We start from the raw sequence: 26051 nt of genomic DNA on the forward strand, positions 1-26051 counted from the left end.
ACAGGACTGCGCATATGACCAATCCATTACTGACGTCTTTTTCACTGCCGCCTTTTTCTGCAATTAAACCGGAGCATGTGGTGCCTGCGGTCACCCAAGCGTTGGCTGATTGCCGGGCGGCGGTAGAAGGCGTTGTGGCGCATGGCGCGCCGTATACCTGGGAAAATCTTTGCCAGCCGTTGGCGGAAGTCGACGATGCGCTGGGACGAATCTTCTCCCCGGTGAGTCACCTTAACTCGGTGAAAAATAGCCCGGAGCTGCGCGAAGCCTACGAACAGACGTTGCCGTTGCTGTCTGAATACAGCACCTGGGTTGGGCAACATGAAGGGTTGTACAACGCGTATCGCGACCTGCGCGATGGCGATCATTACGCCACTCTGAATACAGCACAGAAGAAAGCGATTGATAATGCGCTGCGTGATTTTGAACTGTCCGGCATCGGCCTGCCGAAAGAGAAACAGCAGCGTTACGGCGAAATCGCCACTCGCCTGTCTGAGCTGGGCAACCTGTACAGCAATAACGTGCTGGACGCAACGCAGGGCTGGACGAAGCTCATTACCGATGAAGCCGAGCTGACGGGAATGCCGGAAAGCGCGCTCGCCGCTGCTAAAGCGCAGGCCGAAGCAAAAGCGTTGCAGGGCTACCTGTTGACGCTGGATATTCCAAGCTACCTGCCAGTGATGACTTACTGCGACAACCAGGCGTTGCGCGAAGAGATGTATCGCGCCTATTCCACTCGCGCCTCCGATCAGGGGCCGAACGCGGGAAAATGGGATAACAGCCCGGTGATGGAAGAAATTCTTGCGCTGCGCCATGAACTGGCGCAACTGCTGGGCTTCGAAAATTATGCCCATAAATCGCTGGCCACCAAAATGGCGGAAAATCCGCAGCAGGTGCTCGATTTCTTAACCGATCTGGCGAAACGTGCTCGTCCGCAGGGGGAAAAAGAGCTGGCGCAACTGCGTGCCTTCGCGAAAGCGGAGTTCGGCGTCGACGAGCTGCAACCGTGGGATATCGCGTACTACAGTGAAAAGCAAAAACAGCACCTGTACAGCATCAGCGATGAGCAGCTACGTCCGTACTTCCCGGAAAACAAAGCCGTGAATGGCCTGTTTGAAGTGGTGAAACGCATTTACGGCATCACCGCGAAAGAGCGCGCTGATGTGGAGGTGTGGCATCCGGATGTTCGTTTCTTTGAGCTGTATGACGATAACAACGAGCTGCGCGGCAGCTTCTACCTTGATCTGTATGCGCGTGAAAACAAACGTGGCGGCGCGTGGATGGACGACTGTGTCGGCCAAATGCGTAAAGCGGATGGCACATTGCAAAAGCCGGTCGCTTATCTGACCTGTAATTTCAACCGTCCGGTAAACGGTAAACCCGCTCTGTTTACCCATGATGAAGTGATCACCCTGTTCCACGAGTTTGGTCATGGCCTGCATCATATGCTGACCCGCATTGAGACCGCCGGGGTCTCCGGTATCAGCGGCGTGCCGTGGGATGCGGTCGAACTGCCAAGTCAGTTTATGGAAAACTGGTGTTGGGAACCGGACGCGCTGGCGTTTATCTCTGGTCATTATGAAACTGGCGAGCCGTTGCCGAAGAAATTGCTGGATAAAATGCTGGCGGCGAAAAACTATCAGGCGGCGCTGTTTATTCTGCGTCAACTGGAGTTCGGTCTGTTTGATTTCCGTCTACATGCGGAATTTAACCCGCAGCAAGGGGCGAAAATTCTTGAGACGCTCTTTGAAATTAAAAAACAGGTCGCCGTGGTGCCGTCACCGACATGGGGCCGCTTCCCACATGCGTTCAGCCATATCTTTGCTGGCGGCTATGCGGCAGGCTACTACAGCTATCTGTGGGCCGACGTACTGGCGGCGGACGCTTATTCCCGCTTTGAGGAGGAGGGCATTTTCAACCGTGAGACCGGTCAGTCGTTCCTTGATAACATCCTGACTCGCGGTGGTTCTGAAGAGCCGATGGAACTCTTTAAACGCTTCCGTGGCCGTGAACCACAACTGGACGCGATGCTGGAGCATTACGGGATTAAAGGCTGATTTTACGTGCAAATCTGCTTAATAGATGAAACGGGCGCCACAGACGGCGCCTTATCTGTTCTGGCTGCCCGCTGGGGACTGGAGCATGACGAAAACAACCCGATGGCGCTGGTACTGACTACAGCGCATCTGGAGCTGCGCAAGCGCGACGAATCGAAGCTCGGCGGCATTTTCGTCGATTTTGTCGGCGGCGCGATGGCCCATCGACGTAAGTTTGGCGGCGGGCGCGGCGAAGCGGTGGCGAAGGCGGTCGGTATTAAGGGCGATTATCTGCCGGATGTGGTTGATGCCACGGCGGGGCTGGGGCGCGATGCGTTTGTGCTGGCGTCAGTCGGTTGCCGCGTGCGGATGCTGGAGCGTAATCCGGTGGTGGCGGCCTTACTGGATGACGGTCTGACGCGCGGCTACGCAGATGCGGACATCGGCCCGTGGTTGCAGCAACGTTTACAGTTGATTCATGCTTCCAGCCTGACGGCGCTGACTGATATCATTCCGCGCCCGCAGGTGGTCTACCTCGATCCAATGTTTCCTCACCGGCAGAAAAGCGCGCTGGTGAAGAAAGAGATGCGGGTGTTTCAGTCGTTGGTGGGGCCGGATTTAGACGCCGACGGACTGCTGGAACCGGCGCGTCAGTTGGCGACCAAACGCGTGGTGGTTAAACGTCCCGATTATGCGCCGCCGCTGGCGGATGTCGCGACGCCCAACGCCATCGTCACCAAAGGCCACCGGTTCGATATTTACCCGGGAACGCCGGAGTAATGCAGTAATTTAATCTTCATTTGCATAATCGTGTTTGTTTGTGCGCTTTTGTACTGAAAGCGCATTTGCTTATCTTCTTTTTTGTCTATTTAATCAATTGAAAATTAAAGTGTTTTTTAATTGTTTTCGACCGTGATCACAGTTCAGCTATCTTTACATAGTTAATGCGTTTTTGTGCGCATATCATTTAAATTCATGCATAATTGCGCATTTCAGGAGAGATCACAATGAGTAAAAGGACGGTTGCTGATGTTGTTTTATCGCCTTCTTTGATGTGTACAGATTTGCTGAGTTTAAGCGACTCGGTGAGGGAACTGGAGGAAATAGGTGTAGACGCGCTACATATTGATCTTATTGATAGCACGTTTAGTCCCAGTATGCCGTTGGGCTTAGAGGTAATCAGGCAATTACGTGAAAAAACGAATCTCGATTTTGATATCCATATTATGTCGATGAATAATGAGTGGTTTATTAAACAGGCGCTCGATATTGGTGTACGGCGGGTTTCATTCCATTATGAAACGTCACTGCATCCCGACAGGCTGGTAAATCTAATTAAGAAACAAAAAGTTGAAGCGGGAATCGCACTCAACCCCGCCACCAGTTTACGTTCACTTGACTATCTTCTTCCTTCGTTAGATTACGTTTTACTTATGCTGATTAATCCGGGGTTTGCCAGTAATAAAGATGAACAGCAGGTTCCTTATGCGGAAGATAAAGTCCGCCATCTGCATGCCCGGATTGCGGAGGCAGGAACTCATACTGCAATACAGGTTGATGGTAGAGTCTCATTTGCCACCATTCCTGGGTTGGTCGCGGCGGGGGCGAGTAATCTGGTACTCGGCAGCACTGGGCTTTTTTTCCGTGGGGCCACGCTTATGGAGAACAAGTCACAATTAAATGAAAAAATCGCTGCGGGACTGGCGCAACGGGCGAAGGGGGGAGTGGCCTGTGAGTTATAAAGCGAATCAGAAACGTGTATTACATGAGTTAAACGCCACTTTGGAAAACATTGCATCTAAGGATGTTGAGCGGTTACTGGAGATGATTGAAGCTGCTGATAGTGTCTTTTTCGTGGGGGTTGGAAGAGTCTTATTGTCTTTGGAAGCCATAGCTAAACGGTTAGCGCATCTGGGAATCAAAACGTATGTGGTCGGGCAAATAACAGAACCGGCAATTACCAAAAATGATCTTCTGATTGTTGGATCGGGTAGTGGTGAAAGTATGTTTCCCGTGGGTATAGCCAGAAAAGCGAAAAGTTTTAATGCCCAAATTGTACATATTGGTGCTAATGCTGAAAGTAGCATGAAAGAATTGTGCGACCATTTTGTTCGTATTCCGGTAAAATCAAAACTTAATCTGGCGTCTGAAATCCCTTCGGTTCAACCGATGACATCGCTTTTTGAACAATCACTTCTGTTACTTGGCGATATTATTGCGCTCCAGTTCATTGATAATCATAAAATTAATATGGAATTGCTCTGGCAATATCATGCCAACCTTGAATGAATAAAAATTTAAATGACAAATTTATATGCCATGACTCAGTAATTATTGACTGTGTTATGGCATTTTTTATAAGGAGTAAAAATGTCAAAGATCATTATTTTTGATATGGATGGCGTACTTATTGATTCTGAACCTGTATGGCAACAGGTTGAATGCGAATTTTATCTTAGACATTACAATATCTCTCTCGGCCCAAAGGATTTTGATTTATTCACAGGGATGCCGGTGGGTATTTTCCTGCGGAAGTTGCATGAAAATCATGGTCTTCCGTCTAATAATCTGCCGCAAATTCAGGACACTATAGTTGCCCAGGTTGCAGAAAAAATACGTCAACAACCGAAACCTATCGCGGGTATCTTTGAGTTACTTAATTATCTACAGCGGCGGGGATCGTTAATGGCTGTAGCCTCTTCTTCACCGCAATATCAAATAGATAATGTTCTTAATACACTTAACATCAGGCACTATTTTTCTGCCGTAGTTTCCGCAGACGGGCTTTCGTACGGCAAACCGCACCCGGAAATATTTTTGACTGCTGCCGCAATGTTGAAGGCAGAACCGGAAACATGCCTGGTGATTGAAGATTCATTAAATGGTGTTATTGCAGCGAGGGCTGCCGGGATGCGCGTTATTGCATTACCTGCTGAACACCAACAAAATGACCCGCGTTTTACTATTGCCGACACAGTAATTTTGAACCATTGCCAGGTGTTAGAGTGGTTGACTGCATAAAAAAGCAGGCTTACGGGCGTCACGTAAACCTGCAAAGAAGCTTGTTTTTAATAATAACGTCTACCGTATTCATCCGCGGCAATCAATGCTGCAACGATATTTTCAGGTCTAATTTCAAAGGGTTCATTATGCATGGTCTCACCCTGTTGACAGGCTGCTAGTGCGATTTCCATCAAATGTTGAACAGAACGATCGGTTATGCCAATCTCCGCGAGCGTAACAGGCAGTCCGATTTGCCGGTAAAACTGATAGACTCGCCTGATTAGGTCAGGCTCTCTGTCTGTCATCAGTAACATAGCAAGCGTGCCAAAGGCGACTTTTTCTCCATGCCAGAATTTATGCGTTTCTGGTAACACCGTCAGTCCGTTGTGAATTGCGTGAGCAGCAGCGAGACCCCCGCTTTCAAAACCTAGTCCTGAAAGTAATGTATTGGCTTCGATGACGTGTTCAAGAGCCGGAGTGACCTGGTGCATGCGACATGCAGAAACTGCCTGTTCACCATAGGTTAGCAACGTATCGAAGCATAATTTTGCCAGAGCGTAGGCGGACATTGGCCCAGGCCTTCCGGTCATGTTTCCTGCACCTTTAATGCGACAATCTTCCGCTTCGAACCATGTCGCTACGGCATCGCCTATCCCAGAAAGCAGAAAACGCACAGGTGCGTCGGCGATCACTTGAGAATCGACAAAAACCAGCGAAGGGTTATGGGGAATCATCATATAGCGCTTGAACTGACCTTCAGCGGTATAAATCACAACGAGGGAACTGCATGGCGCATCGGTGGAGGCAAGAGTAGGAATAACGATAATCGGAATATTCAATTTGGCGCCAACGGCTTTGGCCGTATCCAGTGTCTTACCGCCTCCGATACCCACAATCATTTCTGCCGAACATGCCTGTGCTGAGGTAGAAATTCTCTCGATCTCTTCATCACAGCATTCGCAATTAAATATTTCAAGTTCAAACGTAACGTTGGGATTCAAGGCTTCGGTAATTTTTCCTCCAATATTTTTGTGAACAATGGGATCCTCAAGAATCATCGCATTTTTACCAAAACGGGCTAATTCATTTCCCAGACATTTCTCAATAGCATTAGCGCCCTGAATATATCTTCCGGGAAATATTGCGGTGGTAATCATAAATATTATCCTTAAGATGATATGAATTGACGCCCATATGAAATAAGCGTCAACTACATATTTATTCTCCTAATCCATTCTCAATTTCGCAGCGTATCTTTTGTAATGCACTTTGTGCATCTTCGCCATGAAAAAGGATGTTGACCTCATGTCCTTTTTTAATACCTAAAGACATTAATGCCATCAGACTTTTAGCGTTAACATAGTTATTGCTTCGAGCAAGATTAGCGATTTTTACAGTACATCTGTATGGTTTTAATGCAGCAACAAAATGTGCGCCTGGGCGTGCGTGAATTCCATGCTCATTTTTAATAACGAAACGAGCACTTAAATTAAGTTCTGTTGTCATAATTAAAGCTGTATGGTTGGAATTAAGTTTTCGGCATCCAGTGCTAAGTATTGATATGCCACATCAAGTGTAACCGGGTGGTCTTTCGGTAACCCTATTACTTTTGCTGCACTCGTCAGCAAACCATTTTGCTGAATAAACCGCTGTAATTTCACTGATGCCTTATCGTCCTCAGCATAATATGCCAGACCACAGGCAATTGCTTTGGTTAACGGTGAATAGTCGAGATCATATTTCAGGCAAAGCTGTACTACCCCCATCAAACGGTCCTGATACGCTAGTTTTCGGATGGGATCGTAAGCGACACGGTGGATGGAGTCTGGAAGCTCATTTTTTGCTTTCGGAAGATATTCAAGATCTTTCAATGCGTCGCGAGTGATTTGCGGATATTCCTTCATTACGGCAGTAATAGTAACATCGTGCACGGCGTTCGCCAGTTTTGCAACAGACGGATCCGCGGAGGCATCAGGAATCGTTTTGTAACCTTTCAGGTGGCCATAGAAAGCGGTGGTGGCGTGGGGACCGTTAATAGTAAAAACTTTAATGTCTTTGAGCATTTCCAGATGTTCACGGGGCTCTAACCATTCAACATCACTAATGTCGTTGTAGAGTGGTGACTGTATTAATAGAGAGGCAACGGCTGTGCTATCAATCTGGGTTGCATAGTGCGTCTGCGCATCCGTGGAACGGCGGACAATAGAATCGCGAACGGCTACGTGAGTATCGAACCAGTTTTGTGCTTCTGAAGAGGGGATGGCATTGCGATACCACGATTCAATATCTTTGATTATATGATTTTTGTTGGTCAGGCAAATTAACGTCATTTTTTTTTCAGGATCGGTCTGGAATTGACGTTCAAAGCATTTACCCAGATAATGTGCTGACTCTTCAAAGTCTTCAGGATAAAGTGGACACATAATAACCGATGACTCAAGGAAGTCGCTCATCACAGAGTACTGATCGTCTGTAGTAAAAGCATTAAAATTAGTGACTTCATGCATAATGATATCATCAGTTCGGAAAACCTGGACGGTATATTTATTTTGTTTGTTTAGAGCATCAATAACTCTCTGATCTTTATCAAGGAATGTAATATTCCAGCCTGCATTATCAAACGTTTCGCCAACGAACCCTTTGCCAAGGCGGCCAGCACCCACAATTAATACACGTTTCATTAGTACACCTCATCATATTATGCGTCCTTGCTCGTGAATATATAATTTATATCCTTGAGAGAGGACACGACGAAATTAGACCTGGTCTCGAGTTTTTCTTCCGTAACAAGAATGGCAACCTCATTTGAGACCTCGGCCATTTTTTGTTTTGTATAACATTCATCCAGACCAGGAAGCGTTACACCGACTTCACTATCAACATGTGCAACGCCCATAAAATAAATGTCTGGGCGGATTGATTCCAGTTCACGAATTGTCTCGGCACCAATTAATACCAAAGAATTTTTGTAGAGTCTGCCACCTAATCCCATAACTTCTATATTCTGATAATCACTGAGTAAGTGTAGAATAGGAATATTGTTAGAAATTACGGTGCATTTTAAATCTTTCGGAATTAATTTTACCAATTCGTAATTCGTTGTCCCTCCATCAATTAAAATAACACTATTTTCTTTGATTAAATGTATCGCCTTTTTGGCAATTTTCACTTTTTCACTAATATTTAAGTCCTGGCGGACATTAAACTCAGTAACCGCAGGCCCTACGCGTATAGCACCACTGTGCACGCGTCTGATTAAACCCTGGCTTGCCAATTCATTTAAGTCGCGCCTAATCGTATCTTCAGAAACTTTTAGGCGCTCACTTAATTTACTGGCTACAATCTTTTTTTCCTTTTCAAGTATCTGTAGAATGATGTCTTGTCTGGCAGCTTTCATCGTAACTTACTCATTTTATTCATAGAATAATGAGTATATCTTACATGTTTAGCACTTGTAAAACCTGTTCTATAGATGTGGCATTACGCAGTGTCTGGACATTATCTTCTTCAATGCAAATTAAGGCGATTTTGTTAAGTAAGTCCATATGCTCGGCTTCTTTTCCTGCAATACCAATGGTTATATATGCAGTATTGCCATCGCCAAAGTCTACCCCATCGGGAAACTGGACTAGTGAGATGCCAGTTTTAATGATTTCACAATCAGAACCATCTGTTCCATGCGGGATGGCTAAACCATTGCCCAGATAAGTTGAAACAATTTCTTCTCTCACTATCATTCTTTTAATGTATTCATCCGTGACATACCCATTTTCCTTAAGGATGTTTCCGGTGATTCGTATAGCGTCAAACTTATCTTTGGCTTGTGCATTGAGAATGATGTTATCAGGCGTGAAAATATTATTCATGCTGTCACCTCTTGCTGATTCATATTATTCTGTGATTTTATGAATGTTACAGTTTCATCATAATCACTTAATTTAATAAAGTTCTTCACAGTCATGAAGACGGTGTCGTCATTTTCACAGCTTAATTTTGCCCGTTCGATAAGACCAGATAAGGTAATGACAATGTCATAATCTTTACCTACTCGGTTTGCGGAATCGTTGATGACGGTAATATAGTCCAGTCCTTCTTCTTTCAACCGTTTACGCAGGACTGACGCGCCCATTGCACTGGAACCCATTCCGGAGTCACATGCGACAAGGATGCTTTGAACCGTTTTTCCTCTGGTTGCTGTCGCCATACTTGTGACTCCTGGAACAAAGTCAGTGACGGACTTAACCTGACGTCCTCCAACTATGACAGGGTTTTCATCTTCATCGTTTTCTGTTCCTGGACTGACTTTAAGCAATAGCCAGCCTAATGTGCATGAGACGAGGAAACCGGCGCTGATGGACACCAGATTCGCAATAATCGCGCTTTTCGGCGTCATCATCGCAATGGCAATTAAGCTGCCTGGTGATGCCACGCCGATCAGCCCGCCGCCCATAATCACCTGTAAGAATAAAGAGACAGCAAGCCCGCCCATAGTGGCGAATACCAGTAAAGGGTTGGCCAGCACAAAGGGAAAGTAGACCTCACCAATCCCTGCTATACCGGCAATAAACATGGCCATTGGTGCCGTTTTTTTCGCCCGACCACGACCAAAAAGTGCGATAGCCATTAATGTTCCAAGTAATGGGCCATTATTGGTATCAACGAGGAACATGATCGATTTACCCAGTTCAGGAACCTGAGCAAAGCCAATCGGCGCAAGAATACCGTGATTGACAACATTATTCAGGAAGAGTACTTGAGCAGGGGCCATAAAAACGGAAAGCAAAGGCAGCAGATTATGGCTTGTACACCAGTTCACGCCCGAGGTGATGATGACGATAAGTAAGCGGATTACCGGCCCAACGGTCATATAGGCAAAAATGGCGCAAAGCAACCCGATAATACCGAGACTGAAATTGTTTACGAACATTTCAAATCCCGGTTTAATTTTATGTTGTACTTTTTGGTCGAATCTCTTTAGCAACCATGAAGAAAGGGGACCCATAACCATCGCCCCGCTAATCATCGTAATATTTGAACCGACGATGACGCCCATAGTTGCAAATGCGGCGATAACACCTCCACGTTGGCCATGAATGTTATAGCCTGCTGTATAACCAATGAGTAATGGGAAAAGATAATTCAGAATTGGGCCGACCATCTCACCTAATTTTTCATTAGGGAACCAGCCATTGGGTATAAAGATGGCGGCCATCAGTCCCCATCCTACAAAAACACCCAGATTCGGCATGACCATGCCGCTCATAACTCCACCAAACTTTCTTATTTTCGCTAACGTAGGGCTATTGGCAATTTGATTGTTCCCCATGGTCGGCTCCATTTGTATGTTGGTTAGTGATTAATGATGTGACTTACCGCCGGTGATATTAATAACTGAACCGGTGATATAGGAGGAATGCTCGGAGACAAGGAAAGAAATTAAGTCTGCAATCTCTTCAAGTTTACCCGGTCGGCCGAGAGGAATTATGCCTTTGTAGTCTTTATGAACATGGTTAGGATCTGTACCTCGCGTGTAAGCAAGCGCACGGAAATTGGCCTCGCTGTTCATTGGCGTGGGTACATTGATTGCTGGCTCAACGCTGACCACGCGAACATTGTAAGGACCCAATTCTTTCGACCACGAAAATGTAAACGCATTGACAGCGGCTTTGGTTGCAGAGTAACAGCTTTGACCACGGGAACCCTGAACACCCGCCTCGGATGTCATATTGATAATCACGCCGGACTGTTGTTCAACCATCTGACGTGCGACAGACTGTGACATCAGGAATACCGCTTTCTGGTTTACATTCACCATAAAGTCGAAGTCATCCTCACTCAACTCGTACTCAGGCTTTTCTTTAAAAACATCGACCAGTAAACGTGGACGACTAACGCCAGCGTTATTGACCAGCCCATCAATATGACCAAATTTCGCAACAACGGACTGGGTTAAGTTTTCAACTTCTTTTTTGTCGGTTACGTCACACTTGATAAAGGTAATATCATCACATTGGCTGAAAGTTTGATTTGGTGATAAGTCGGCATACACGACGGTCGCGCCGTTAGCATGCAAATTTTCAACCATTTTTTCTCCCAACCCCATGCTTCCTCCGGTTACGATCACAACTTTCCCTGACAGATCTAACCACTTCGTTGCTTGATCCATTTTTAACCCTCATTTTGCGGCGTTGATTGACACATGCTGGTACGGGAGCTTTCAGCCGTGCCTGTAGCATGTTTTTTACATGTATGCGTTTTTTTGCGCGTTTATAATTTATGCGCAGAAAAACGCATTGCCTATGACAATCGATTTGATTTGCGAGGCAAGTCACAATGGATATTGTTTATTTTATATAAATCAAATTGTTGCATTATTTCATTGTATTTTGCGTAGATGCTGGCATTTCCAGGGTGATTTATAATTAACCGATTCATTAATGCGTTTATATGCTTGTTTTGATTTCGGATGCGCATTTTTTTGCATTTTTCATATGAGATTGTTGGTATGTAAGAAAGCGGCGCTTAAGAAGTTGAGGGAGAAAGAAGAAGGGAGCCTATTCAGATATTCCTTTAAGAACGCCCTGACCGGAGTGGAGTTGCCAGGGCGTGGTATTGTTCAGACAGTTTAAACAAACGGCGCCAGCGGATCGGCAATCGCAAACGCCGCTGCGCGGTCTGCTTTCGGCGGGTAGATCAGCTTGCTGGTGATTGACATCTTGAGTTTCTTCGCCTCGGCGCGCGTCAGTTTTACCTGCTGATCCCACCCTTCGGTATAGACTGCGCCCCAGGCGCCAAGATCCAGACAGGTAACATAGTTTTCCTGACGATATGGCAGAGGAGTCACCTCCAGCAAGCTGGCCGCAGCGTTATTACCGGCGAACTTGCCTAACAGAATCGCGTGCTGGCAGGTCATTAGCGCATGATGGCCTTTGTCGTCGGTCGCGGCATAGGCCACGTCGCCGGTGGCGTAGATATCTTCGTGACCTGGTATCTGAAGTGCGGTATTCACATGCAGACGCCCCTGGCGATCGCGCGGAGCGCCAATCTGCGCCGTCAGGCCATTGGCCTGTACGCCAACTGTCCAGATCACCGTTTGCGATGCAATCGTCCGCCCGTCTTTCAGCGTCACGCCTGCGGCATCCACGCTTTCGACTTCTGCGTTAACGAGCCACTCCACGCCCAGTTCCGCAGAGGCTTCAATGATAACATTACGCAATGCTTCGCTATAGCGTGCGCCCGGCTCTGGGCTACGTTCAACTACGACTACTCTGGTCTTAGCATCGGCGCCGAGGATATCGCACAGGCGACCAGGCAGTTCAAGCGCCATCTCGATGCCCGTAAAACCACCGCCGCAAACGACCACGGTATTACGCGCTTCACTTTCAGCCTGGTAAGCCAGGTCTTTCAGATGTTGTTCCAGAACTGCCGCGCTTTCCAGCTGATCCAGATCGAAAGCATGTGTCTGAGCGCCGGCCACCTGTGAGCGATCTACGTGGCTGCCGCTGGCAAGTACCAGGCGATCGTAGCGGCTTACTCGCGTTTCGCCGCTGGCATCCGTCCAGCTCACCTCTTTTGAGCCCGGGAAGATTTGCCGCACCGTTCCGCGCAGGAAGTTCACGCCGGTGATATCAAACAGCGGCTGAAGCGGCGCGACCAACGTTGTCACCGCGTTTTCATAAAAACGAGGACGCACGCGTAGTTCAGGCTGAGGTGCGATAACGGTGATTTTAATATCCTCGCTTTGATATTTGTCTACCAGACGAGCCGCACTGAGCGCTGCCCACATCCCGGAAAATCCCGCCCCTACGATCAGAATATTTTTATGCATTTTGGTTTCACCTGATGATGACTTATTTACTCGGATTGTATTGGTCCTAGTTAAAAGAGGCAATGTTATTTTGTCCGTGTTTAGTATTTACGTTCGGAGTGTGCGATTATCTATTTGAAAATTAAACACTAAAACTGTATTGCATTATGTGAGATTGCTTCTTGTCTGGCATGGCGATGATGAAAAAGCTAAAATAACTCAGAGTTAATTTGGCTGAGATAAGAGTATGGCTTTCTACAGTTCCGGGGTTGAGTACGGTATCCATAGTCTGATGTGCATGGTGGACAGCAAGGGAGATGCTCGTGAAATGAGCGTTCGCGAGATTGCGGACCTGCAAAGCGTGCCTTATGACTATCTGGCCAAGATTTTTACCCGTCTGTCGAAGGCTGGTCTGGTGCGTAGCATTGAGGGGAAGGGGGGCGGTTTTCAGCTTGCCAAACCTGCCGAGCATATTACGGTGCTCGATGTGGTCAACGCGATAGACGGCGATAAACGGATTTTTGAATGCCGCGAGATTCGCCAGCGGCTGGCGGTATTTGATGCGCAACCGCCCGCGTGGGCTTGCGAAGGGATTTGCGGCGTGCGTTCAGTGATGGATATAGCGCAGCAACGCATGGAAGAGGCGCTGGCGCAGCATACTATTCTCGATCTGGCGCGTAAAATGTATCGTAAAGCGCCGGATACCTTTGTGGTTGAAGTGCAAGCGTGGATCGACGCGCGAAAAGGTTAAGATGCCGATGTATCCGGCCAACGGCCTGGTGCCGCAGGCCGGATAAGACGCTCTGTGAACTGCGCCGCCATCCGGCATTAACGATTATTGGGCGTTATCCGGGGTATTAATCATCCGGTTTAACCACGGCACCATAATGGCCATCACCACGGTGACCGTCAGCGTTACCAGACCAATTTTGCTAAAGACGCCGGTATAAATGGGCAGCGTCTGCAATGGATCGGTGATGTTTTCCGGTACGGCGGTGAAGGTCGCCACATAACCGCCGAGCAGGAAGGCGGCGGCCTGGGTCAGGAACCACATTCCCAGAATAAAGCCCATCAGATGCTGCGGCACCAGGGCGGCGACCATTGCCAGTCCCAGCGCGCTAATTAGCAATTCGCCCAGACTCTGGAACAGATACACCAGCACGATAAACCACGGCGACGTCAGTCCTTGCGCATCGGCGAACCACATCCCGGCGGCGGCGGCGGTCAGAAAACCCAGCGCGCAGAGGAACATGCCGAGCGTAAACTTCATCGGCATGGTCAGATCTTTGCCTTTGCTACCCAGTCGGGTGTAAATCGCTGCCAGTACCGGACTGGCGACGACCACCCAGAATGGGTTCAGCGCCTGAAAACTCACTGGATTAATGGTGAATCCAAGAATTTCATGATGCACGTTATTAATCGCAAAGAAGTTCAGCGAGGTAGGCATCTGCGCATACAGAATGTAAAACAGCACGGCTTCAATCATCAGAATAAACGCCACGAACATTTTATTGCGGCCGGTTTTATCCAGACGAAACGCTTCGCGAAAGAAGAAAATAGTGACGACGATAGAAAGGACGATGAGCACCAGATTGGCTATCTTAACATTGTGCATCAGCCAGGCGCAGAGGAAAACCATGACGACGGTGCCGAGTAATACCAGCAGCAAGTTGCGAAAACGTAGCGGTTTATGATCCGGTTCAGAACCGATATTTTTCACCATGCCACGGCAGGCGAAGTACACCAGAAGCGCAACAATTATACCGGCGCCGCACAGATTGTAGGTCACGGCATAGCCAAACTTATCGGCTATCACCGGCGCCAGCGATAGCGATAGCAAAGAACCGATGTTAATCGACATGTAAAACAGGGTGAAAGCGCCATCCAGCCGGGGATCTTTAGGCAGATAGCATTTAGAGAGCAGGCTGGCGGGATTGGCTTTAAATAACCCGTTGCCCACGGCAATCGTGCCCAGCGCGATAAAAATCAGATCGGGATTTAATAGCGACATGCCGGTCATAAAATAGCCAATCGCCAGCACAATCGCGCCCAGGACCAGGGTGCGTTTAGTCCCTAACAGATGGTCGCCAACATAGCCGCCGATGGAGATCAGGCCATAAACCAGCGCCGCAAAAGCGCCAAAGGTAATAAAGGCCTGTTCCTGAGAAAAACCCAATTGTTTAACGAAAAAAACCGCCAGGATGCCCTGGACGCCGTAATAGCCAAATCGTTCCCATAATTCTACAAAAAAGATCATGAAGAATGGACGAGGTTGCTGCAGCAAGCCCGTAGGTGCAGTTGTATTCATATTCCTTCGCCTTTCAATGCCATCCCGAAACGTATGAGCGCGCATATCAAAACGCGCCGAAAAGTCTTACCCTGATATAGACTGCGGCTATTAGCCGGATTAATAGGTTATTATACAAATGATATGCAAACTAATTATCGGATCACACTAATTATGTTTGGTGTGATGGAATGATGTACTGAGTGCTGCGGAGAGGGGGATAAACAAAACGCCCACATAAGCGGGCGTTGTTGTTGATAGCCGGAATTGGCCTGATGGTTCAGGCCAACCTGATTGACTATAGACCAGATAAGGTCTTAGCCGCCAGCCGGCAAGTATTACTCTTCTTCGTCGCGCAGCGGAACAATCAGCATGTCAACGTGAACGGTGTTGATCAGCTGGCGCGCAGAAGACATCAGTTTGCTCCAGAAGTCCTGGTGATGACCGCAAACGACCAGATCCATATCGTATTTCTTGATGGCGTCAACCAGCACCTGGCCCAAGTCGCCGCTACCGCTCAGGGTTTCAGTGATAGGGTAGCCAGAATTAGTAGACAGCTCGGTCAGCGCGTGGTGGGTTTCTTCGGAGATACGTTTCTGCATATCGCCCAGATTGACGTCAATCAGACCTGTGTACAGGTCAGAATAATTCACGTCAACGTGGATCAGGGAGATTTTCGCGTTGTAGGGGCGCGCCATAGAGACCGCTTTTTCAACCAGAACTTTACTTTCCGGGGAGAGATCAACTGCGATAAGAATGTGTTTATAAGCCATAGTGTTACTCCTTCCATAAGTTGTCGATGACCATTGAGCTACTGGCGTTTCTTATGCCGCCGCGTCACCCGCGTCCTGCGAACTCTATGCGCGGGGCTAGCTCAGCCGTTTACCATAACTATCCTTACATTATAGCGGCCAGGATAATCCGTCAATCTGCCTTGCTTGCCAGTTAGTTAAACAAAATTTTCAGTGAATTGCATTGATAGTGATTAACCTTCTGGTAAAAAAATTAACTGATCTCCTACAATGTGTATAAGAGCCGTTCGAATGCGGAGCGCTAACATGGGCGGCTTTCGTAGTACTCTTTCACTGATTGTCTGGCAGGGTATCGGGGAGCGGTAGTCCCGGAGAGGAACTCCGTGGGCGGGTCGCCGGGGAGGAGATATGATAAGCACCGTCTCACTATTCTGGGCTTTATGTGTCGTTTGCATTGTTAATATGGCGCGCTATTTCTCATCGTTACGCGCACTGTTAGTGGTACTTCGTGGTTGCGATCCTTTGCTCTATCAATATGTCGATGGCGGCGGCTTCTTTACCACGCATGGTCAGCCTAATAAACAGGTGCGCCTGGTATGGTATATCTACGCTCAGCGCTATCGCGATCATCATGATGAAGAATTTATTCGCCGTTGTGAACGCGTCCGCCGTCAGTTTCTGCTAACCAGCGCGTTATGCGGTTTGGTGGTAGTGAGCTTGATTGCGCTCATGATTTGGCACTGAATAAAAAAGCGGGCCAGTTTCCTGACCCGCTCGTGTGAGATAAGCCTCCCGGATAAGCGATAACGCCATCCGGCACAGTCGGCTTAAATAATTTTCAGGGAAAGCCAGTACAACACGCCGGAAAGAATAATCGCCGCCGGTAACGTAAATACCCAGGCCATCAGAATGCTGGTCACGGTTTTACGCTGCAACCCGCCGCCATCAACGACCATGGTTCCCGCCACTGAAGAGGAGAGTACGTGAGTGGTAGAAACTGGCATACCGGTGTAGCTGGCAAGACCGATAGAGACTGCCGCCGTCATCTGCGCCGACATCCCCTGCGCATACGTCATGCCTTTTTTACCAATTTTCTCGCCGATAGTGGTCGCCACGCGACGCCAGCCTATCATCGTACCAATACCCAGCGCCAACGCCACCGCCATGATGATCCACACCGGCGCATACTCAATGGTACTTAACATATCGGTCTTCAGCTTTTTCAGCAGACGCTGGTCATCGCTGCTTACGCCAGGCAATTTCACGACTTTGTCGGTCGTGTCGGAGATGCACAGCATAATGCGACGCAACTGACTACGCTGTTCAACGCTTAACTTGTCGTAGCTTTCCACGTTTGCCAGCATCCCTTTCGCACGGTTAAGCGCGTTAATGGTGTTAGCCGGATGGCAGTGGAATTCAGCCGGTTCAGTCGCGCCCGGTTCCGGAGACGGAATCAGTTGGTCAACGCCGGTGACGGCTTTCAGCAGGTCAGGACGCTGCTCAAAGTACGTTTCGACATTGTTGATAGCATCGCGCGTACGGGTGATTTCGTAGCTGGAGGCATTCATATTAACCACGAAACCCGCAGGCGCGACGCCAATCAGCACCAGCATGACCAGGCCAATGCCTTTTTGACCATCGTTCGCGCCATGCGAAAACGCCACGCCGATAGCTGAGAGAATCAGCGCGATACGCGTCCAGAACGGCGGCTTTTTCTTGCCGTCTTTCTTTTCACGCTCGGCTGGCGTCAGGTGGATACGGGCGCGTTTCTTAGTGCCGCTCCAGTAGCGACGCAGCAAGAAAATCAGACCGCCAGCGAACACCAGACCGACAATAGGGGAGATGATGAGCGAGCCGAAAATATTGATAACTTTCGGGATGTTAAGCGCATCCACCACTGACGTGCCGGTCATCATCGCATTGGTTAAACCGATGCCGATAATCGCGCCAATCAGCGTGTGGGAACTGGAAGCAGGCAACCCGAAATACCAGGTACCGAGGTTCCAGATAATCGCCGCCAGCAACATGGAAAAGACCATGGCGAGGCCGTGCGCGGAACCCATGTTGAGCAGGAGATCCGTTGGCAGCATATGCACAATGGCATACGCCACGCTGAGACCCCCCAGCAGAACGCCAAAAAAGTTAAACACCGCCGCCATGATAACCGCCAGCTGCGAACGCATCGCGCGGGTGTAAATCACGGTTGCGACTGCATTGGCTGTATCATGGAAGCCGTTAATCGCTTCGTAGAACAGCACAAAAGCCAGAGCAAGCAATAATAAAAGCCCGGTATGTAAATCCAGGCCAGCAAACAAATGTAGCATAGGACGTTACGCCATCTTGAGGACATGAACGCGGCGCATTATCAGTGACTTTGGCGGCGCGGGCAAAGTGAAATATAGACTTTTTTTGATGTGCTTCGTGCTTTGTTTTATGCCACTAAAGAATTATCTTATATATTTCAGACAAATACCATTTTCAGGCGCTTTTCGCGCTGGTGCGACCACTGAGGAAACTTTACAATTCCCGCCCGAATTTGAGAGAGGAAAGTCACGTGGAAAGGTTTGATGCCGTTATTATAGGCGCTGGCGCAGCGGGCATGTTTTTCGCAGCGCAGGCAGGACAGGCGGGTAGCCGCGTGCTGCTCATCGATAATGGCAAGAAGCCAGGACGTAAAATCCTCATGTCCGGCGGTGGGCGCTGCAACTTTACTAATCTTTATGTTGAGCCTGCTGCATATTTGAGCCAGAACCCCCATTTTTGCAAATCAGCGTTAGCCCGTTATACACAGTGGGACTTTATCGATCTGGTCGGCAGATACGGGATAGCCTGGCATGAGAAAACGCTGGGACAGCTTTTTTGCGATGATTCCGCTCAACGCATTGTCGATATGCTGGTTGCCGAGTGCGACAAAGGTGGCGTAACGCTGCGCCTGCGTAGCGAGGTATTGAGTGTCGCACGTGATGAGTCGGGTTTCGTGCTGACGTTGAACGGCGAGACGGTCGTTACGCAAAAGCTGGTGATCGCCAGCGGCGGCCTGTCGATGCCGGGCCTTGGCGCATCGCCGTTTGGCTATAAAATCGCCGAACAGTTTGGTCTCAAGGTGTTGCCTACTCGCGCCGGGCTGGTGCCCTTTACGCTACATAAGCCGCTGTTAGAACAGCTCCAGACGCTGTCTGGCGTATCTGTTCCCTGCGTGATTACCGCCCGCAATGGCACGGTATTTCGGGAAAACCTGCTTTTTACCCATCGTGGGCTGTCCGGACCCGCCGTTTTACAGATTTCGAGCTACTGGCAACCGGGCGAATTGGTGAGCATTAATTTATTGCCGGACCTCTCGCTGGATGACGTTCTCAATGAACAGCGTAACGCGCACCCGAACCAGAGTCTGAAGAACACGCTGGCGATGCATCTGCCGAAACGGTTGGTAGAGTGTTTACAACAGTTGGGGCAGATCCCGGATGTATCGCTCAGGCAGTTGAACGTCCGTGACCAGCAGGCGCTGGTTGACATGCTTACTGCCTGGCAAGTGCAGCCCAATGGCACCGAAGGCTATCGGACAGCGGAAGTGACGCTGGGCGGCGTGGATACAAACGAACTGTCATCGCGGACCATGGAAGCGCGCCGCGTGCCGGGTCTCTATTTTATCGGCGAAGTGATGGACGTCACCGGCTGGTTGGGCGGCTATAACTTCCAGTGGGCCTGGTCGAGCGCCTGGGCCTGCGCGCAGGATTTGGCAGCAAAATGATAAGTACCATTACAAACAATAAGCGAATAGACATCCCGGACAGAGGTGTTAGTATCGATTTATAGCAGTTATGAGTATGCGTGTTTCATTTACGGCCAGGAACGCTGATGATGACAACATTACTCCCTCTTTTTCGGGTACCTACATCATTCACTCCCTTTGACGGCGAGCGCTTCATCGGCGACTATTCGTCGTTTGGCCCCTTTTTCTTTTTCATTCATATCCCGGATGAAAACCTCCGCTGAACGCGCGTCTGGCGGACTTTGTGACACGCATTGTTGGACAACAGGGATTACGGCGGGTCGATTATGGACAAAATGAAGCGCCATCTGGTGTGGTGGATTGCAGGCATCCTGGTGGTTATTGCCGGCGTCGTAGGGTGGATGCTACGTCCTGCGGGCGTGCCGGAAGGGTTTGCCGCCAGCAACGGCAGAATAGAAGCGACGGAAGTCGATATCGCCACCAAAATCGCTGGTCGTATCGAGACGATACGGGTGAATGAAGGGCAGTTCGTTCGTCAGGGCGAGGTACTGGCGAAAATGGACACTCGCGTATTGCAGGAGCAGCGGCTGGAGGCGATAGCGCAGATTAAAGAGGCCGAGAGCGCGGTTGCCGCCGCCCGCGCCTTGCTGGAGCAACGCCAGAGTGAAATGCGCGCCGCGCAGGCGGTCGTCAAACAGCGGGAAGCTGAGCTGGATTCTGTCTCTAAACGTCACGTGCGTTCCCGTTCGCTGTCGCAGCGTGGCGCGGTATCTGTACAACAGTTAGATGACGATCGCGCGGCGGCGGAAAGCGCGCGCGCCGCCCTGGAGTCCGCCAAAGCGCAGGTATCGGCGGCAAAAGCGGCGATTGAGGCGGCGCACACCAATATTATCCAGGCGCAAACACGCGTGGAGGCGGCGCAGGCGACCGAGCGGCGTATTGTCGCCGACATTGACGACAGCGAATTAAAAGCGCCGCGCGACGGGCGCGTGCAGTACCGCGTTGCTGAGCCGGGCGAAGTGTTATCGGCTGGCGGCCGGGTGTTGAACATGGTCGATCTCAGCGATGTTTATATGACATTTTTCCTGCCGACCGAACAGGCGGGGTTGTTGAAGATCGGCGGCGAAGCGCGTCTGGTGCTTGATGCCGCGCCCGATCTCCGTATACCGGCAACGATCAGTTTTGTCGCCAGCGTGGCGCAGTTCACCCCCAAAACCGTGGAAACCCACGATGAACGGTTGAAGCTGATGTTCCGGGTGAAGGCGCGTATTCCGCCAGAGCTGTTGCGACAGCACCTGGAATATGTCAAAACCGGTTTGCCGGGAATGGCCTGGGTTCGTCTGGACGAGCGCGTGCCCTGGCCTGACTCTCTAAGCGTGAGGTTGTCGCAATGACGTCGCTGACGCTGGTGCCTGTTCCTCCCGTGGCGCAGCTTGAGGGGGTGAGCCAGCATTACGGAAAAACGGTCGCGCTGAACAATATCACGCTGGACATTCCCGCCCGTCGTATGGTCGGGCTGATTGGTCCGGACGGGGTGGGTAAGTCGAGTCTACTGTCGCTGATTTCTGGCGCGCGGGTGATTGAACAAGGGAACGTTATCGTCCTGGGCGGTGATATGCGCAATGCGAAACATCGCCGCGACGTCTGTCCGCGCATCGCCTGGATGCCGCAGGGACTGGGGAAAAACCTTTATCACACGCTATCGGTCTATGAGAACGTCGATTTTTTCGCCCGTCTCTTTGGCCATGACAAAGCTGAACGCGAAGCGCGTATTACCGAGCTGCTGAACAGTACCGGCCTGGCGCCGTTTCGTGACCGTCCTGCCGGGAAGCTGTCCGGTGGGATGAAACAAAAGCTGGGGCTGTGCTGTGCGCTGATTCATGACCCGGAATTACTGATTCTTGATGAGCCTACCACCGGCGTGGACCCGCTTTCCCGCGCCCAGTTCTGGGACTTAATCGACAGTATCCGCCAACGGCAGACCAATATGAGCGTGTTGGTCGCAACGGCCTATATGGAAGAGGCGGAGCGTTTTGACTGGCTGGTGGCGATGAATGCGGGCGAGATACTGGCAACTGGCAGCGCGCAGCAACTGCGGGAAAAAACCCATAGCGCGACGCTGGAACAGGCGTTTATCGCCCTGTTGCCAGAAGCGCAGCGCCAGGCGCATAAGCCGGTGGTAATTCCGCCTTACCGCGCTGAGCAACAAGAGATTGCGATTGAAGCGCGGGATCTGACCATGCGTTTCGGTCATTTCGTCGCGGTTGACCATGTTAATTTCCGCATTCCGCGCGGCGAGATTTTTGGCTTCCTCGGTTCGAACGGTTGCGGCAAATCTACCACCATGAAAATGCTGACCGGTCTGCTTCCCGCCAGCGAAGGCCAGGCCTGGCTATTTGGTCAGCCGGTGGACCCGAATGACATCGACACCCGTCGCCGGGTCGGATATATGTCGCAGGCTTTTTCGCTCTATAACGAACTCACCGTGCGGCAGAATCTGGAACTTCATGCCCGCCTGTTTCATATTCCGCCAGCGGAGATCCCGGCGCGCGTCGCGCAGATGAGCGAACGCTTTATGCTAACGGAGGTGGAAGATACGCTCCCCGCGTCGTTGCCGCTCGGTATCCGCCAGCGTTTATCGCTGGCGGTAGCGGTGATCCATCGCCCGGAAATGCTGATTCTTGATGAGCCAACGTCCGGCGTTGATCCGGTCGCCAGGGATATGTTCTGGCAGCTTATGGTCGATCTTTCGCGTCAGGATAAGGTGACGATTTTTATCTCGACCCATTTTATGAACGAAGCGGAACGTTGCGACCGAATGTCATTGATGCACGCCGGTAAAGTGCTCGCCAGCGGGACGCCGCAAGAACTGGTGCAACAGCGAGGCGCGGCCAATCTGGAAGCGGCGTTTATTTCCTGGCTACAGGAAGCCGCGGGAGCGACACCTGAAACCACAATACCGCCATCCCAGATGCCCGCCGCGTCAGATAAACCGTCGCGGCAGGGATTGAGCTTCCGGCGTTTGTTCAGCTACAGTCGCCGCGAAGCGCTGGAGCTACGCCGTGATCCGGTACGCTCGACGCTGGCGCTGCTGGGAACGGTAATTCTGATGCTGATTATGGGCTATGGCATCAGTATGGACGTGGAAAACCTGCGTTTTGCCGTACTCGATCGCGATCAAACCGTCAGTAGCCAGGCGTGGTCGCTCAATCTGGCAGGGTCCCGCTACTTTATCGAACAGCCGCCGCTCGCCAGCTATGACGAGCTTGACCGGCGGATGCGTGCGGGAGAGCTGGCGGTTGCCATTGAGATCCCGCCTAATTTTGGCCGCGATATTGCTCGCGGTACGCCAGCGCAGATTGGCGTCTGGGTGGATGGCGCCATGCCCAGCCGCGCCGAGACGGTGAAGGGGTATGTTCAGGCGATGCACCAAAGCTGGCTGCAGGAGGCGGCGAGTCGTCAGCCGAACCCGGTTAAACAGGCCGGGCTGCTCAACATTGAAACGCGCTATCGCTATAATCCGGATGTGAAAAGTCTGCCCGCTATCGTTCCGGCGGTCATTCCGCTGCTGCTCATGATGATCCCGTCAATGCTTAGCGCCCTGAGCGTGGTGCGGGAGAAAGAGCTGGGGTCGATGATTAATCTGTACGTAACGCCGACGACGCGCAGCGAATTTTTGCTGGGTAAACAACTGCCGTATATCGCGCTGGGTATGCTGAACTTCTTGTTACTGTGCGCGCTGTCGGTCTTTGTATTCGGCGTGCCGCTGAAAGGCAGCTTTCTCACGCTTACCCTGGCGGCGCTGCTTTACGTCATCATCGCCACCGGTCTGGGGCTGCTGATCTCCACTTTTATGAAGAGCCAAATTGCCGCTATTTTTGGGACGTCGATTATTACCCTCATTCCGGCAACACAATTTTCCGGCATGATCGATCCGGTAGCCTCGCTGGAGGGGCCGGGAAGATGGATCGGCGAGATCTACCCGACCAGCCATTTTCTGACGATCGCGCGTGGGACGTTTTCCAAAGCACTGGATCTGTCCGATCTTTGGCCCTTATTTATGCCGCTACTGATTGCTGTCCCGGTGGTAATGGGTCTGAGCATTCTGCTGCTGAAAAAACAGGAGGGGTAATGCGCGGATTACGTAATATTTATAACCTCGGCGTCAAAGAACTGCGCAGTCTGCTGGGCGACAAAGCGATGCTGGCGCTGATCGTCTTCGCCTTTACGATTTCGGTTTACTCCTCCGCTACCGTCCTGCCCGGTTCGTTGCATCTTGCCCCTATCGCCATCGCCGATATGGATCAGTCGCAGTTGTCGAACCGTATTGTGAATAGTTTTTACCGCCCGTGGTTTCTGCCGCCGGAGATGATTACGGCAACGGAAATGGATGCCGGACTGGATGCCGGACGCTATACCTTCGCGGTTAATATTCCGCCGAATTTCCAGCGTGATGTGCTGGCCGGACGTCAGCCTGATATTCAGGTTAACGTCGATGCGACGCGCATGAGCCAGGCGTTTACCGGCAACAGTTATATCCAGAATATTATTAGCGGCGAGGTCAACAGCTTTGTGGCGCGCTATCGGGATAATAGCGTCCAGCCTGTGTCGCTGGAGATTCGGATGCGCTTTAACCCGAATCTGGACCCGGCGTGGTTTGGCGGCGTGATGGCGATTATCAACAACATTACCATGCTGGCGATAGTGCTGACCGGATCGGCGCTGATCCGCGAGCGAGAACACGGCACGGTTGAGCATCTGTTGGTGATGCCGGTTACGCCCTTTGAGATCATGATGGCGAAGGTATGGTCAATGGGGTTGGTCGTGCTGGTGGTTTCCGGTTTGTCTTTGATGCTGATGGTGAAAGGCGTACTTGGCGTACCGATTGAAGGATCGATCCCATTGTTTATGTTGGGCGTGGCGCTGAGCCTGTTCGCCACCACTTCAATAGGGATTTTTATGGGCACTGTCGCCCGTTCGATGCCGCAACTAGGGCTATTAATGATTCTGGTGCTGTTGCCGCTACAAATGCTTTCCGGCGGCTCCACGCCGCGCGAAAGTATGCCGCAGGCGGTGCAGGATATTATGCTGACCATGCCAACGACACATTTTGTCAGCCTTGCCCAGGCCATTCTTTATCGCGGCGCAGGTTTGAGTATCGTCTGGCCGCAGTTCCTGACCCTGCTGGCGATAGGCGGCGTGTTCTTCCTGATAGCGCTATTACGCTTTAGAAAAACGATTGGCACGATGGCATAACTCTCTTATCCGGCCTACAGACGTGCGGACGTAGGCCGGGCAAGCGAAGCGCTCCCGGCAAGGCGCTGAGGCGTTAGTCTTCTTTCGGCAAACACTGTAAGTGGCCGTGGCGCACGCCGCGCTGGGAGATAACATCATCGGCAAAATGCTGTACGTCGCCCATATCGCCTTTCAGAACGGCGATCTCCAGACAGTCATCGTGGTTGATATGGACGTGCAGCGTGGCGACGGATAAATCATGATGATGATGCTGGGTGGAGACGATGCGGCTGGCTAAATCCCGTTTCTCATGTTCATAAACATACGAAAGTACCGCGAAACCCTGCGTACCGTGTTCCTGGGTGACCTCCTGCGCCAGAGCGCCGCGCAGAATATCGCGGATCGCTTCGGAGCGGTTATTATAGCCGCGTCGCTGGCTCAGGCTGTCCAGCGTTTCCAGTAAATCGTCATCGAGGGTGATGGTGACACGTTGCATCTGACTTAAACCTTTTGGTATGGCGCGTCGGCGCATGGAAAGCTCCGCATTTTGTAACACACGTCCGGCGCCAGAGGGAAAAATTAATGTGTCATTGCGCTTTCGTTATCGTCTGCGAAGTCAGCGTAAAAGGCGTGGGGGTGCAGACTGCCAGGCTGAGCGTATCGAGCTGACACTGGCTGACCGACAACGCAGAGGGCAATGTGCTGTCCACGCTGACGATTTGCCAGGCGCTGCCGCCGCGTTGTTTCACGATGGCTTCTTTACGCGTCCAGATACGCCAGAATGCCGCCAGTTGTCGCTCCGGACGTTCCGCTTCCATTTCAGCATGTTCGCCGAGACTGAATACCGCATTTGCCAGCGAACGCCAGTTATCGCGCGGACGAATCACTTCAATATCGCAGCCGACTTCACCTTCATCGCTAAGCAACAGAGCAATAGTGTCGCCGCTATGGCTGAGGTTAAACCACAGCGGCGTTCCGGCGGAAAAAGCTGGTTTGCCCTGTTCGCCATACACCATCTCCGGTAGCGGCGAGAGCGCACGGGAAAGCAGCACGCGCCCGGCCAGCCAGCTTGCCCGGCGAACGCCCTGCGGCGCCTGGGCGATTAACGCGTCGGGCAATTGACCTGCGCTTAATGTGGACACTTTTCCCAGAACGATCTGGTACATATCAGGACCAACGTTGCATATAAAGAGGAGGTGAT

General features: G+C 50.7%; 25 protein-coding genes. 12 read left to right on the forward strand and 13 right to left on the reverse strand.

Annotated elements, in window-relative coordinates:
• The first annotated feature begins 14 nt into the window (after nucleotides 1–14).
• The 5 genes from prlC to hxpB all read left to right on the forward strand — a co-directional run bounded on the left by prlC (nucleotide 15) and on the right by hxpB (nucleotide 5057).
• Nucleotides 15–2057, forward strand: a complete 2043-nt coding sequence (gene prlC, locus ACE15A_RS01080; protein WP_023247798.1) for an oligopeptidase A — start codon at nucleotides 15–17, stop codon at nucleotides 2055–2057.
• 6 nt (nucleotides 2058–2063) lie between these two features.
• Nucleotides 2064–2816, forward strand: coding sequence for a 16S rRNA (guanine(1516)-N(2))-methyltransferase RsmJ (rsmJ, locus tag ACE15A_RS01085; protein WP_023247799.1), 753 nt, complete (start codon nucleotides 2064–2066; stop codon nucleotides 2814–2816).
• 227 nt (nucleotides 2817–3043) lie between these two features.
• Nucleotides 3044–3778: a ribulose-phosphate 3-epimerase gene (locus tag ACE15A_RS01090; protein WP_023247800.1), complete on the forward strand. Its 735-nt coding sequence runs from the start codon at nucleotides 3044–3046 to the stop codon at nucleotides 3776–3778.
• On the forward strand, nucleotides 3768–4325 hold the full coding sequence (gene hxlB / locus ACE15A_RS01095; RefSeq protein ID WP_023247801.1) for a 6-phospho-3-hexuloisomerase: 558 nt from the start codon (nucleotides 3768–3770) through the stop codon (nucleotides 4323–4325). The genes ACE15A_RS01090 and hxlB overlap by 11 nt, the downstream gene beginning before the upstream one ends.
• An 81-nt stretch (nucleotides 4326–4406) precedes the next feature.
• Complete coding sequence (gene hxpB / locus ACE15A_RS01100) at nucleotides 4407–5057, forward strand: hexitol phosphatase HxpB (RefSeq protein ID WP_053508003.1); 651 nt, start codon at nucleotides 4407–4409, stop codon at nucleotides 5055–5057.
• Between the two features lie 47 nt (nucleotides 5058–5104).
• Here hxpB and ACE15A_RS01105 read toward each other — a convergent pair whose 3' ends face one another.
• From ACE15A_RS01105 to ACE15A_RS01140, 8 genes are all read right to left on the reverse strand, one after another.
• The gene (locus ACE15A_RS01105; RefSeq protein WP_053508002.1) at nucleotides 5105–6196 is read right to left on the reverse strand and encodes a glycerol dehydrogenase; all 1092 of its coding nucleotides are present in this window, start codon (nucleotides 6194–6196) and stop codon (nucleotides 5105–5107) included.
• 61 nt (nucleotides 6197–6257) lie between these two features.
• Nucleotides 6258–6545, reverse strand: a complete 288-nt coding sequence (locus ACE15A_RS01110) for an HPr family phosphocarrier protein (protein ID WP_023247804.1) — start codon at nucleotides 6543–6545, stop codon at nucleotides 6258–6260.
• Nucleotides 6546–6547: 2 nt separating this feature from the next.
• Entirely contained in the window at nucleotides 6548–7720 is a 1173-nt protein-coding gene (locus ACE15A_RS01115) for a mannitol dehydrogenase (RefSeq protein ID WP_053508001.1), read from the reverse strand.
• 17 nt (nucleotides 7721–7737) lie between these two features.
• Nucleotides 7738–8436, reverse strand: a complete 699-nt coding sequence (locus ACE15A_RS01120; RefSeq protein WP_023247807.1) for a DeoR/GlpR family DNA-binding transcription regulator — start codon at nucleotides 8434–8436, stop codon at nucleotides 7738–7740.
• A gap of 40 nt (nucleotides 8437–8476) precedes the next feature.
• Nucleotides 8477–8905 (reverse strand): PTS sugar transporter subunit IIA, encoded by a 429-nt coding sequence (locus tag ACE15A_RS01125; RefSeq protein ID WP_023247808.1) that lies wholly within the window; start codon nucleotides 8903–8905, stop codon nucleotides 8477–8479.
• On the reverse strand, nucleotides 8902–10365 hold the full coding sequence (locus tag ACE15A_RS01130; RefSeq protein WP_053508000.1) for a PTS mannitol transporter subunit IICB: 1464 nt from the start codon (nucleotides 10363–10365) through the stop codon (nucleotides 8902–8904). The genes ACE15A_RS01125 and ACE15A_RS01130 overlap by 4 nt, the downstream gene beginning before the upstream one ends.
• 30 nt (nucleotides 10366–10395) lie before the next feature.
• A complete protein-coding gene (locus ACE15A_RS01135; protein ID WP_053507999.1) occupies nucleotides 10396–11205 on the reverse strand; it encodes a sorbitol-6-phosphate dehydrogenase subunit in 810 nt (269 codons plus the stop codon).
• Nucleotides 11206–11664: 459 nt separating this feature from the next.
• A complete protein-coding gene (locus ACE15A_RS01140) occupies nucleotides 11665–12867 on the reverse strand; it encodes an NAD(P)/FAD-dependent oxidoreductase (RefSeq protein ID WP_023247811.1) in 1203 nt (400 codons plus the stop codon).
• A gap of 226 nt (nucleotides 12868–13093) precedes the next feature.
• Here ACE15A_RS01140 and ACE15A_RS01145 point away from each other — a divergent pair, with 226 nt between their 5' ends.
• Nucleotides 13094–13597, forward strand: coding sequence for an Rrf2 family transcriptional regulator (locus tag ACE15A_RS01145; protein WP_023247812.1), 504 nt, complete (start codon nucleotides 13094–13096; stop codon nucleotides 13595–13597).
• 84 nt (nucleotides 13598–13681) lie between these two features.
• On the opposite strand, the gene dtpB is transcribed toward ACE15A_RS01145, so the two are convergent.
• Both dtpB and uspA read right to left on the reverse strand, forming a co-directional pair.
• Nucleotides 13682–15154, reverse strand: a complete 1473-nt coding sequence (dtpB, locus tag ACE15A_RS01150) for a dipeptide/tripeptide permease DtpB (RefSeq protein WP_053507997.1) — start codon at nucleotides 15152–15154, stop codon at nucleotides 13682–13684.
• Between the two features lie 317 nt (nucleotides 15155–15471).
• Complete coding sequence (gene uspA / locus ACE15A_RS01155; protein WP_053507996.1) at nucleotides 15472–15906, reverse strand: universal stress protein UspA; 435 nt, start codon at nucleotides 15904–15906, stop codon at nucleotides 15472–15474.
• A 387-nt stretch (nucleotides 15907–16293) separates the two neighbouring features.
• Here uspA and uspB point away from each other — a divergent pair, with 387 nt between their 5' ends.
• On the forward strand, nucleotides 16294–16629 hold the full coding sequence (gene uspB / locus ACE15A_RS01160; protein WP_000626193.1) for a universal stress protein UspB: 336 nt from the start codon (nucleotides 16294–16296) through the stop codon (nucleotides 16627–16629).
• An 83-nt stretch (nucleotides 16630–16712) separates the two neighbouring features.
• Here uspB and pitA read toward each other — a convergent pair whose 3' ends face one another.
• A complete protein-coding gene (gene pitA, locus ACE15A_RS01165; protein ID WP_000902757.1) occupies nucleotides 16713–18209 on the reverse strand; it encodes an inorganic phosphate transporter PitA in 1497 nt (498 codons plus the stop codon).
• 230 nt (nucleotides 18210–18439) lie between these two features.
• Here pitA and ACE15A_RS01170 point away from each other — a divergent pair, with 230 nt between their 5' ends.
• The 5 genes from ACE15A_RS01170 (at nucleotide 18440) to ACE15A_RS01190 (ending at nucleotide 24871) form a co-directional block, all read left to right on the forward strand.
• Nucleotides 18440–19633, forward strand: coding sequence for an NAD(P)/FAD-dependent oxidoreductase (locus ACE15A_RS01170; protein WP_129382339.1), 1194 nt, complete (start codon nucleotides 18440–18442; stop codon nucleotides 19631–19633).
• Nucleotides 19634–19740: 107 nt separating this feature from the next.
• Nucleotides 19741–19878, forward strand: coding sequence for a hypothetical protein (locus ACE15A_RS01175; RefSeq protein WP_164984559.1), 138 nt, complete (start codon nucleotides 19741–19743; stop codon nucleotides 19876–19878).
• 63 nt (nucleotides 19879–19941) lie between these two features.
• Nucleotides 19942–21009 carry an HlyD family secretion protein gene (locus ACE15A_RS01180; protein ID WP_023247815.1) on the forward strand — a complete coding sequence of 356 codons (1068 nt, stop codon included), beginning with the start codon at nucleotides 19942–19944 and terminating at the stop codon, nucleotides 21007–21009.
• Nucleotides 21006–23747, forward strand: coding sequence for a ribosome-associated ATPase/putative transporter RbbA (rbbA, locus tag ACE15A_RS01185; RefSeq protein ID WP_064055963.1), 2742 nt, complete (start codon nucleotides 21006–21008; stop codon nucleotides 23745–23747). Before ACE15A_RS01180 ends, rbbA begins: the two co-directional genes overlap by 4 nt.
• Complete coding sequence (locus ACE15A_RS01190) at nucleotides 23747–24871, forward strand: ABC transporter permease (protein WP_023247817.1); 1125 nt, start codon at nucleotides 23747–23749, stop codon at nucleotides 24869–24871. Before rbbA ends, ACE15A_RS01190 begins: the two co-directional genes overlap by 1 nt.
• Before the next feature lie 73 nt (nucleotides 24872–24944).
• On the opposite strand, the gene nikR is transcribed toward ACE15A_RS01190, so the two are convergent.
• Both nikR and acpT read right to left on the reverse strand, forming a co-directional pair.
• Nucleotides 24945–25346 carry a nickel-responsive transcriptional regulator NikR gene (gene nikR, locus ACE15A_RS01195; RefSeq protein ID WP_023247818.1) on the reverse strand — a complete coding sequence of 134 codons (402 nt, stop codon included), beginning with the start codon at nucleotides 25344–25346 and terminating at the stop codon, nucleotides 24945–24947.
• Nucleotides 25347–25437: 91 nt separating this feature from the next.
• Complete coding sequence (gene acpT / locus ACE15A_RS01200) at nucleotides 25438–26016, reverse strand: 4'-phosphopantetheinyl transferase AcpT (RefSeq protein WP_023247819.1); 579 nt, start codon at nucleotides 26014–26016, stop codon at nucleotides 25438–25440.
• Nucleotides 26017–26051: the final 35 nt, after the last annotated feature.

Origin of the sequence: Salmonella sp. HY31, from assembly GCF_042604575.1 — a bacterium.
In the GTDB taxonomy this organism is placed as follows: Bacteria; Pseudomonadota; Gammaproteobacteria; order Enterobacterales; family Enterobacteriaceae; genus Salmonella; species Salmonella diarizonae.

Coding starts and splice junctions, on each gene's coding strand:
- prlC (WP_023247798.1), top strand. CDS start 15: ATGACCAATCCATTACTGACGTCTTTTTCACTGCCGCCTTTTTCTGCA.
- ACE15A_RS01090 (WP_023247800.1), top strand. CDS start 3,044: ATGAGTAAAAGGACGGTTGCTGATGTTGTTTTATCGCCTTCTTTGATG.
- hxpB (WP_053508003.1), top strand. CDS start 4,407: ATGTCAAAGATCATTATTTTTGATATGGATGGCGTACTTATTGATTCT.
- ACE15A_RS01105 (WP_053508002.1), bottom strand. CDS start 6,196: ATGATTACCACCGCAATATTTCCCGGAAGATATATTCAGGGCGCTAAT.
- ACE15A_RS01110 (WP_023247804.1), bottom strand. CDS start 6,545: ATGACAACAGAACTTAATTTAAGTGCTCGTTTCGTTATTAAAAATGAG.
- ACE15A_RS01115 (WP_053508001.1), bottom strand. CDS start 7,720: ATGAAACGTGTATTAATTGTGGGTGCTGGCCGCCTTGGCAAAGGGTTC.
- ACE15A_RS01120 (WP_023247807.1), bottom strand. CDS start 8,436: ATGAAAGCTGCCAGACAAGACATCATTCTACAGATACTTGAAAAGGAA.
- ACE15A_RS01125 (WP_023247808.1), bottom strand. CDS start 8,905: ATGAATAATATTTTCACGCCTGATAACATCATTCTCAATGCACAAGCC.
- ACE15A_RS01130 (WP_053508000.1), bottom strand. CDS start 10,365: ATGGGGAACAATCAAATTGCCAATAGCCCTACGTTAGCGAAAATAAGA.
- ACE15A_RS01135 (WP_053507999.1), bottom strand. CDS start 11,205: ATGGATCAAGCAACGAAGTGGTTAGATCTGTCAGGGAAAGTTGTGATC.
- ACE15A_RS01140 (WP_023247811.1), bottom strand. CDS start 12,867: ATGCATAAAAATATTCTGATCGTAGGGGCGGGATTTTCCGGGATGTGG.
- ACE15A_RS01145 (WP_023247812.1), top strand. CDS start 13,094: ATGGCTTTCTACAGTTCCGGGGTTGAGTACGGTATCCATAGTCTGATG.
- dtpB (WP_053507997.1), bottom strand. CDS start 15,154: ATGAATACAACTGCACCTACGGGCTTGCTGCAGCAACCTCGTCCATTC.
- uspA (WP_053507996.1), bottom strand. CDS start 15,906: ATGGCTTATAAACACATTCTTATCGCAGTTGATCTCTCCCCGGAAAGT.
- uspB (WP_000626193.1), top strand. CDS start 16,294: ATGATAAGCACCGTCTCACTATTCTGGGCTTTATGTGTCGTTTGCATT.
- pitA (WP_000902757.1), bottom strand. CDS start 18,209: ATGCTACATTTGTTTGCTGGCCTGGATTTACATACCGGGCTTTTATTA.
- ACE15A_RS01175 (WP_164984559.1), top strand. CDS start 19,741: ATGATGACAACATTACTCCCTCTTTTTCGGGTACCTACATCATTCACT.
- ACE15A_RS01180 (WP_023247815.1), top strand. CDS start 19,942: ATGGACAAAATGAAGCGCCATCTGGTGTGGTGGATTGCAGGCATCCTG.
- rbbA (WP_064055963.1), top strand. CDS start 21,006: ATGACGTCGCTGACGCTGGTGCCTGTTCCTCCCGTGGCGCAGCTTGAG.
- ACE15A_RS01190 (WP_023247817.1), top strand. CDS start 23,747: ATGCGCGGATTACGTAATATTTATAACCTCGGCGTCAAAGAACTGCGC.
- nikR (WP_023247818.1), bottom strand. CDS start 25,346: ATGCAACGTGTCACCATCACCCTCGATGACGATTTACTGGAAACGCTG.
- acpT (WP_023247819.1), bottom strand. CDS start 26,016: ATGTACCAGATCGTTCTGGGAAAAGTGTCCACATTAAGCGCAGGTCAA.